Annotated in this window: 9 protein-coding genes; 2 read left to right on the top strand and 7 right to left on the bottom strand. The window is 62.8% G+C overall.

Annotated elements, in window-relative coordinates; all coding sequences use genetic code 11:
- From Q8W67_RS24750 to Q8W67_RS24735, 4 genes are all read right to left on the bottom strand, one after another.
- On the bottom strand, positions 1 to 1,190 hold a 1,190-nt coding region (locus tag Q8W67_RS24750), incomplete at its 3' end, for a Tad domain-containing protein (RefSeq protein WP_305550492.1).
- Positions 1,191 to 1,292: 102 nt separating this feature from the next.
- Positions 1,293 to 1,889, bottom strand: coding sequence for a TadE/TadG family type IV pilus assembly protein (locus Q8W67_RS24745; protein WP_305550166.1), 597 nt, complete (start codon positions 1,887 to 1,889; stop codon positions 1,293 to 1,295).
- 8 nt (positions 1,890 to 1,897) lie between these two features.
- Complete coding sequence (locus Q8W67_RS24740; protein ID WP_305550167.1) at positions 1,898 to 2,512, bottom strand: TadE/TadG family type IV pilus assembly protein; 615 nt, start codon at positions 2,510 to 2,512, stop codon at positions 1,898 to 1,900.
- 299 nt (positions 2,513 to 2,811) lie between these two features.
- Positions 2,812 to 3,330, bottom strand: coding sequence for a MucR family transcriptional regulator (locus tag Q8W67_RS24735; RefSeq protein ID WP_305550491.1), 519 nt, complete (start codon positions 3,328 to 3,330; stop codon positions 2,812 to 2,814).
- A gap of 744 nt (positions 3,331 to 4,074) precedes the next feature.
- On the opposite strand from Q8W67_RS24735, the gene Q8W67_RS24730 reads away from it, so the two are divergent.
- Together Q8W67_RS24730 and fghA are read left to right on the top strand one after the other, a co-directional pair.
- Entirely contained in the window at positions 4,075 to 5,211 is a 1,137-nt protein-coding gene (locus Q8W67_RS24730) for an S-(hydroxymethyl)glutathione dehydrogenase/class III alcohol dehydrogenase (protein ID WP_305550490.1), read from the top strand.
- A gap of 422 nt (positions 5,212 to 5,633) precedes the next feature.
- Positions 5,634 to 6,467 carry an S-formylglutathione hydrolase gene (gene fghA / locus Q8W67_RS24725; protein WP_305550489.1) on the top strand — a complete coding sequence of 278 codons (834 nt, stop codon included), beginning with the start codon at positions 5,634 to 5,636 and terminating at the stop codon, positions 6,465 to 6,467.
- On the opposite strand, the gene Q8W67_RS24720 is transcribed toward fghA, so the two are convergent.
- From Q8W67_RS24720 to cydB, 3 genes are read right to left on the bottom strand one after another with little or no spacing between them, the layout of a single operon-like run.
- Entirely contained in the window at positions 6,392 to 6,934 is a 543-nt protein-coding gene (locus Q8W67_RS24720) for a nitrilase-related carbon-nitrogen hydrolase (protein WP_305550488.1), read from the bottom strand. The two genes, fghA and Q8W67_RS24720, sit on opposite strands and share 76 nt — an antisense overlap.
- Positions 6,935 to 6,983: 49 nt before the next feature.
- The gene (locus Q8W67_RS24715) at positions 6,984 to 7,121 is read right to left on the bottom strand and encodes a DUF2474 domain-containing protein (RefSeq protein ID WP_305550487.1); all 138 of its coding nucleotides are present in this window, start codon (positions 7,119 to 7,121) and stop codon (positions 6,984 to 6,986) included.
- 38 nt (positions 7,122 to 7,159) lie between these two features.
- Positions 7,160 to 8,128 carry a cytochrome d ubiquinol oxidase subunit II gene (gene cydB, locus Q8W67_RS24710; protein WP_305550486.1) on the bottom strand — a complete coding sequence of 323 codons (969 nt, stop codon included), beginning with the start codon at positions 8,126 to 8,128 and terminating at the stop codon, positions 7,160 to 7,162.
- Positions 8,129 to 8,133 lie beyond the last annotated feature (5 nt).

Here is an 8,133-nt window from a genome sequence, read left to right as displayed (position 1 = left end):
AATAACTGCAGCATTGCCGATGTAATATCGCCGCCTGATGCGACTGGGAAATAGAGACCGTCCGATGCGCAAGCCTTCAACATCGGACCAATGTTGTTTTCATACGGTTTGACATAGGAATTATAGAAACCGTTATCATAAATTGGCAGATATTGCGTGTAAATGATTCCAATGCGAACATTATTATTTTTGAGCGTATTGCATGTCGATGGGCTGAACGGACCAATGAAGCGGTTGCTCGTATACTGAAAACCTGCACTCTTATTTGTGACGCTTCCTCCAGTATCTTCAACGCCATCAGTGACAAAAAATAGAAACCGGATCGGCGAACCTGCAGTGGTACCGGTGCCGCTCGCGGGTATGGTCGTGTTCATCTTAGCAATCGCACGCTCGAAATCAGTTTGATTGTCATCTTGGTTGTAGTACGCATAAGCAATATCAATACTTGGAGCGGCTGTTTTGATCTGGCTCAACGTCGGCGTCATCGCCTGCAGCCGGGTTTGCGTGGTCGAATCATTGAAAATCCACATCTCCATCTGAAATTGCTGGGCGAGAGACATACTGGAATTGGCTTGGTCTACGAGCGCTGAAACCGCATCTCTCAGTACCTGAATGCGGAGTTTGATATTGTTCTTCTGTGCGATGTGATAATTATCAGTCGTGCTGTCGCCAGTCACTCTCCCCTTCTTGTCGTAGGTATGTTCATGACACGCAAATGCACACCCGCCTGTAACGAGCTTCATGTTGTTCACGTCGGTATCGGTAGCTGCGAGCCCCATGGATGGCGAAGTGTCGAGCAACAGGTAGAAATTTATGTACTGAAACAGGTTGCGCGTGCTCGATGAAGCTCCGTCAAAATACAATGCTGGCACCTTCATGATGCTGCCGATTGTCGTCTTGATGTTGGCTTTGTAGCTCGCGGTCAAACTCAACGTCGAGGCCCCATTCACGACCGGACCGGGTGTGAAGCTGTTGACCGTCACGCCGGGCACTTTCGCAGCCTCAGTGCGAAACTGCGTCTCCAAGGCCGTGAGACTGGATTGAGCGATGGTATTAGATTTTTGCGCCATCACCGCGAGCACCGCGCCGTCGAGGGCGGCGTCGAGTTGAACTTTTGCAGCGTTGCGCCGGCCGTAGTCGACCGCCGCGCCCGTCGCGAACAAGACCGGAATGGACATCAGCGCGAACATGATCGCGACCTGACCCGATCGGGCACGTCCAAACTGTTCTGTGGAGGTGCGAAGGCGCCGTGCGCCCTGTCTTGAAAATCGCAGCACGACCCCTCAAGCAACTCAGCTATAATTCGGACAGGCGGCTCCGCCTGGCATGACGATCTCGTTCGTAGTGCGCTCGGCCCAGGGGATCTGGCGCGTGAAGGTCAGTTGCCGCGTCCCGAAGATCCATCTGTAGAGGCTGCTCCCGATGAGCGGCGTGTAGGTCATCGAAACCTCGGCCAAAATGTAGCGAGCGCCGTCGAACTGGTAGGTGGCGGGCGCGGCAGGCACGCCGTTGGTGCCAGCGATCACCAGACGCGCGCGTGCCGTGGCGTTCTGGGCCCAGCTTGAGCAGACGCCGCCAAAAAGAGTACCGCCGACACTCTCGACGCCCATCGCGCTGACGACGATCTGCAGTCCGGACACATCGAGCGGTTGCATGATCGCGCTCGCAGCGGAGGCGATGGTCGTCATGTCGGACGCTGACGGGCTCGGGTTGTCAGCCCGGCCTGAGAGATCAGCGAGTGCTCGGGCGAATAGGGTCAGCTTGCGAGTCGTATCGCCGATGCGCGTCAACTCGACGGTTCCGAAATAGATCGTCACCAAGGCGGGTAGGATCATTGCGAATTCGATCGCGGCCACGCCACGCTGATTTGTGCGGAAGCGAGTGAACATGGCGCAGCTCACGAGCATACCGACTTGGTGTTGTAGGGCTCGACCTTGAACACAGTGGCGGCTTGGAGAACGCGACGTTTGTTCGGTAAGGTCGCCACCGTGGATCCGAGCAAGGGAAAGAAGACTGGTACATCTACTGCCGCTTGGACAATCATGATGGCAGAAGCGCCAGCGCAGGTGTAGCCCTGAAAACTCGGATTCCAATCGCTGATATGCGTCGACGAGTCGATGGCTACAGGGGAAACTGTAGAAGCGCCGGAAAAACTCGCCGCTTGGGTGACGCTGACGCGCACGTTGGCACAATTGAAGATCGTCAACCGAACCGCGCCATTCGGCATCGTGCAGATTGCGCTTCGGAAGTTGGCTATTAAAGTCGTGGAGTTGGTGATGCCGGCGTTCGTCGTCTGGAACTGACCGGTGTAGATCTGTCGTCCGGCATCGACGACGGCCTGCTGAAGGATCTCCTGCTCCCAGTAGACCAGGCCATTCTCCAGGCAGGCACAGATCAGAGCGAGGAATGGCAGCCCGAGCAGGCCAAACTCTACCGCTGTCGCACCTTCCCCCGCGCGGTAGAAACGCCGCAGGACCCACAGGCAATTTCGCAATCGTCGAGTGACGGCCAAGTGTGCCGGCTCGTGGCCCATCGGTCGCCCCAAACGTCTGCCTCCTGCGTCCTCGGCAGGCGTCGCGCCGGCTACAATAAGGTCGAAGCGATTGACGATCCGTTTCTAAAGCCACCAGAAATTGAAATCTGATGCGTCGGCGCACCTTGCGAGCGCGCGGCTGTGATGAAGGCTGTGAAAACTGCCGTGGCCGCGCTCGAGCGTCTCATGGCCGTTTTGCCTGAGCTACGTTGCACGGACTCGTACCCTCGCCGCAATCTGCGGCGAGGGTACGGCATGGTGTACCTATCGTCGGCGCCCTACGCCTCTGCAGCCTTCTTGGCCTTGCGCGGCAGTCCGGTGCGCTTCGGCTTCTCAGACACAATCTCCGCGACCGCAGCGCCCTTCGGAGCCGCCTTCCGACGCTGGTTGCCGAGACCGAAGCTCTTGGCGAGCGCCGAGCGCTGCTCGGAATAACTGGCCGCCACCATCGGATAGTCCCGCGGCAGGCCCCACTTCTCACGGTAGGCCTCCGGGGTGAGCCCCAAACCGGTGAGGTGGCGCTTCAAAGTCTTGTAGGGTTTACCGTCCTCGAAGCTGATCAGCGCATCATACGTGATCGATTTCCGGATCTGGGACGGCGCAAGCTTCCCGACGGTAGGAACAGGAGTTGCGCTACCTTGGCTGAGCCTGGCGAGCGCGGCGTGCGTGCTCGCAATCAGTGCGGGCAACTCCGACACCGGAACAGGATTGTTCGACACGTAAGCCGAGACCAGATCCGCCGCCAGCTCGGTATAGTTGGTGCCCTTCGGCTCGATCGTCTCTATGATTGCGTCCACGTTTAATTCTCTGGTGTGTGCTGGCGTTTCCGTGCGCCCTTCAATGAGGCATGGCAAGCTGTCTCAGCATAGATCGACGGAAAAATGGCCTTCTGTATTGCATCGATTTAGGATTTCACTTTCAGAAGTGTTATATATTCAGGCGATTCGGGTGGCACTGTGTCTCTTACGGTTTCCGCTTTATGAGTTCGGCTTGTGTGTCTGTGGCCAGCAGTGGAAGCGTGTATTCTTCGTGAGGGTGTCGGGATCGGCTTCGAGGTCACGACAGCGTTGCTCGATGCGCTCTTGGATCTCGGCCAAGCGGTCGAAGTGTCGATTGACGATGCGTTCGTCGACAAGCCGTCAGAGGTGCTCGGCGGCCTGCAACTCGGGCGTGTAGGGCGGCAGGTAGCCAATCTCAGGTCTTCGGGTACGCGTAGGCTGGGCTCCGTGTGCCAGCCGGCCCCGTGGAGGAGCAGAATGACGGTGCGGCGTGTGCCCGGCGGTCCGGGTCATGGGGAAGGTGCGATCCACGGTTCGGAGTTCGCGCACGGCTCAAGCGGCACGGATGCGACCCATTCCCCGGACCTTCCGAAACGGTGTCGCCTTGCCCGAAACGCAGACGCAGACGTTGCATCCCGGCGCAAGAAGCATCACAAACGCGACAGATTTTCGGACCGTTCGGTGCGCAGCCCTTGAGCGAGGTGCGCCGAAGAGTCGGCAGTTCGGCGCCGTCCGTGATCATCCAGACAATAGGAAGACGTGATGAAGACGCGCGCCGCGGTCGCGTGGGAGGCCAAGAAGCCTCTCACGATCGAGACCATTGACATCGAGGGGCCTAAGGCCGGCGAGGTTCTCGTCGAGCTGATGGCCACCGGCATCTGCCACACCGACGCCTACACCCTCTCGGGATTGGATTCCGAGGGCAAGTTCCCGGCGATCCTTGGCCATGAGGGCGCGGGCATTGTCCGCGAAGTCGGCGCCGGCGTCACCGCGCTGAAGCCCGGCGACCACGTCATCCCGCTCTACACGCCGGAATGCCGGAACTGTAAGTCCTGCCTCTCCCAGCGCACCAACCTGTGCACCGCGATCCGGGCGACCCAGGGCCAGGGCGTGATGCCGGACGGCACGAGCCGCTTCTCCTGCGTTTCCACCGGCGGCAGCCCCGGCGGATCCGACACCGTGTTCCATTATATGGGCTGCTCGACCTTCTCGAACTTCACGGTCCTGCCCGCCATCGCGCTCGCCAAGATCCGCGAGGACGCCCCCTTCGACAAGATCTGCTACATAGGCTGCGGCGTGACCACTGGCATCGGCGCGGTGATCTACACCGCCAAGGTCTGGCCGGGCGCCAACGTGGTGGTGTTCGGTCTCGGCGGCATCGGCCTCAACGTGCTCCAGGCCGCCCGGATGGTCGGGGCCGACAAGATCATCGGCGTCGACATCAACCCGGAGAAGCAGGCCATGGCCCGCAAATTCGGCATGACCGACTTCATCAACCCGAGCGAGATCGGCACCGACAAGGTGGTCCAGGCCATCGTCGATCTTACCGGCGGCGGCGCCGACTTCTCCTTCGATTGCACCGGCAACGTCCACGTCATGCGCCAAGCGCTCGAGTGCTGCCATCGCGGCTGGGGCGAGTCGATCGTCATCGGCGTGGCGGAGGCCGGCCGCGAGATCTCGACCCGTCCGTTCCAGCTCGTCACCGGCCGCGTCTGGAAGGGCTCGGCCTTCGGTGGCGCGCGCGGCCGCACGGACGTGCCGAAGATCGTCGACTGGTACATGGAGGGCAAGATCAATATCGATGATCTGATCACCCACACCATGCCGCTAGAGGAGATCAACCACGGCTTCGACCTCATGCACGAGGGCAAGTCGATCCGTTCCGTGGTCGTGTACTGACAGCGAGTACTTTGAATGTGTGGCGCTGTACCCCTCTCCCTTGAGGCTACGACGTGCACACATCGGCACCTCTGAAGCGCGACGCGCTCTCCTCCCCCTTGTGGGGAGGAGTTGGAGGTGGGGGTGGTCCAGACGGCATCGCTGCGCCACATCCGGCACCACCCCCACCCCTGAACCCTCCCCACAAGGGGGAGGGGAAGAGCGCGGTGCTTCAAGCGCTTGCTGCAGCGCCCGATGTGTGAAGCCGCTAGCCCTTGTGGGGAGGGTTCAGGGGTGTGGGCGGTGCAATAGGCACCGTCACACGCGATCCTGTCCCACCTCAAACGCCTCCCCGCTAGGGGAGGAGCGCGCCTAAGCCCCAAGGGGGGAGCGACCCAGCCCTGGAGCGGGGCTTTCGCCTCCCGAGCAGGAGATCACAGCTGATGGAAACCGTTTCGAAGGCCCGCGCCCATGGCGGCACGCAGGGCGTCTACAAGCACGATGCACAGACAACGGGATGCCCGATGACCTTCGCGGTGTTCGTGCCGCCACAAGCCGAGAACGGCCCGGTCCCGGTGCTGTGGTACCTGTCCGGGCTTACCTGCACGCACGCCAACGTCATGGACAAGGGCGAGTACCGGGCGGCGGCGGCCGAGCACGGCGTGATCGTCGTGGCCCCGGATACCAGCCCGCGGGGCCCCGGGATTCCGGACGAGGTCGGCAACTGGCAGTTCGGCTCCGGCGCCGGCTTCTATGTGGACGCCACGCAGGCGCCCTACGATACGAACTACCGGATGTGGAGCTACGTCACGGAGGAGCTGCCGGCGCTCATCGCGGCGAACTTCCCCGCCGACATGACGCGCCAGGGTATTCTCGGCCATTCCATGGGCGGCCACGGGGCCCTGACCATCGCGCTGACCTACCCGAAGCGCTTCAAGTCCTGCTCCGCCTTCGCGCCGATCGTCCAGCCGTCCACGGCCGGCTGGTCGAAGCCCGCCTTCGAGAAGTACCTCGGGTCCGATCCGGCCGCCTGGCGCGCCCACGACGCCACCGCGCTGATCGAGGACGGCCAGCGCTTCCCCGAGTTCCTGGTGGATCAGGGCACCGCCGACAGCTTCCTTCAGGACGGCCTCCGCCCCTGGCTGCTGGAAGAGGCCTGCACGAAGGCCGGCATCGCGCTGACACTCAACATGCGCGAGGGCTACGACCACTCGTACTTCTTCATCTCGACCTTCATGGCCAACCACATCGCCTGGGCCGCCGCGCGTCTGAAGTGACATCGCCAGAGCGCCGCGCAGTCGTCGGGCAATGCTGCCCAACGATGGTTGGATGACGCCACTGGGAGCGCGTGCAACGGCGACCAATCCTGCCGCCGCAGAGCCCACCTCGGCGGCGGCCGCTCCGGCATCCGGATAGCGCCAGGGGTCAGCCGAGAGGCTCCCCTGCCCGGCACGGGATGGCCGCACGGCGCATGTCTGCACGCAAAATCGTGCGCGTCGGCAGCACCCGCGTGATAGCGCAGGAAGTCGTCCCGACCGGCCGACGTGCGTGAGCCGATCCGGGCGCCGAAGTCGAGCCCCTTCGGATAGCCTCCGACGAAGGCCTCGGGGAACACCGCCAGGTCCGTCCCGCGTGCCGAGGCGTCGCTGGCGAGGTCCGCGAGCTTGTTCAATGTCCTTGCGGTGTCGAACAGGATCGATCCGGCCTGCACCACGGCGGCCGTGACAATGGGCTTCGACGACATGGATGGTCCAAATCTGGGTATGGTGTGGTCGTGGTCGGAGGACGGGGCGTCAGCCCGTCTTCAGCCAAGCCCTCAGGATGCCTGCGACGACCCCGAGCGAGAGGACGCTGCCGGCCCACAGCGAGGCGAACCACACGAGGCGGCGCCACAAGGGAGTGGGGTTTCGGGGAGCGGAGGCGGTGCCCATCAGTGGTACCCCGCCGCGTCGACCTTCCCGCGAAAGGCTCAGTACGAGTAGGCCGTGTAGGCCAGGATGGTCGGGATCAGGACGGACGCGCCCACGAGCAGGAAGACCTGGCTCGAATGCGGTACCGCCGCCTCCCAGATCGTGATCCGACCCGGCACCACGTCTGGAAAGATGCTGATCCCGAGCCCGACGAAGGACAGCCGGAAAAGGCCGAGCGCGAGCAGGAACGGGGTTCTCTCCGCGCCGCTGCGCAACTGGCGAAAGAACAGGAACGACGCCACCGCGACGAGGAGGGGTACCTGAGCGGCGAGGTGCACGTTCGGCATCGCGAACCAGCGCTCCCAATACTTGCCCTCCAGGAAGGGCGTCGCCGCGCTGACCGCGGCGATCACCGCGACCGTGGCCGCGCCGAGCCAGAGCGAGAAGGTGCGCGACAGGTCCTGCAGGCATCCTTCCGTCCGCATCACCAGCCAGGTGGCGCCGAGCAGGGCGTAGCCGCAGACGATGCCGAGACCGACGAGCAGGCTGAACCGCGTGAGCCAGTCCCACCAGCCGCCCGCATAGGCGCGGCCCTCCACCTTGATGCCCTGCAGGGGCGCGCCGAGGGTGATGCCCTGGGCGAGCGCCGCCACGACCGAGCCCCCGGTGAAGGCGACGTCCCAGAGCGCCCGGTGGCGCGGGTCGCGCCAGCGGAACTCGAAGGCGACGCCGCGGAAGATTAGGCCGAGCAGCATCGCGATGATGGGCGCGTAGAGTGCCGGCATGATCACCGCGTAGGCCAGTGGGAAGACCGCGAACAGGCCGCCGCCGCCGAGCACCAGCCAGGTCTCGTTGCCGTCCCAGGCCGGCGCGATGGAGTTCATCGCCGTGTCGCGCTCGTGCGCCGGCCGGAAGGCCGGGAACAGGATGCCGATGCCGAGGTCGAAGCCGTCCATCACGATGTAGGCGAAGACCGCGAAGGCGATGATGAGCGCCCAGACCACCGTCAGGTCGATGTTGGCGAGCATGATGG

Source organism: Methylobacterium sp. NEAU K (assembly GCF_030700285.1).
GTDB lineage: Bacteria > Pseudomonadota > Alphaproteobacteria > Rhizobiales > Beijerinckiaceae > Methylobacterium.
The sequence above is the reverse complement of the archived record's forward strand: the minus strand, read 5'-3'. Positions and strand labels throughout refer to the sequence as shown.

Bases quoted from the DNA above. Each gene is read 5' to 3' on its own strand.
- Q8W67_RS24730 (WP_305550490.1), top strand. From the start codon at position 4,075: ATGAAGACGCGCGCCGCGGTCGCGTGGGAGGCCAAGAAGCCTCTCACG.
- Q8W67_RS24720 (WP_305550488.1), bottom strand. From the start codon at position 6,934: ATGTCGTCGAAGCCCATTGTCACGGCCGCCGTGGTGCAGGCCGGATCG.
- Q8W67_RS24745 (WP_305550166.1), bottom strand. From the start codon at position 1,889: ATGTTCACTCGCTTCCGCACAAATCAGCGTGGCGTGGCCGCGATCGAA.
- cydB (WP_305550486.1), bottom strand. From the start codon at position 8,128: ATGCTCGCCAACATCGACCTGACGGTGGTCTGGGCGCTCATCATCGCC.
- Q8W67_RS24715 (WP_305550487.1), bottom strand. From the start codon at position 7,121: ATGGGCACCGCCTCCGCTCCCCGAAACCCCACTCCCTTGTGGCGCCGC.
- fghA (WP_305550489.1), top strand. From the start codon at position 5,634: ATGGAAACCGTTTCGAAGGCCCGCGCCCATGGCGGCACGCAGGGCGTC.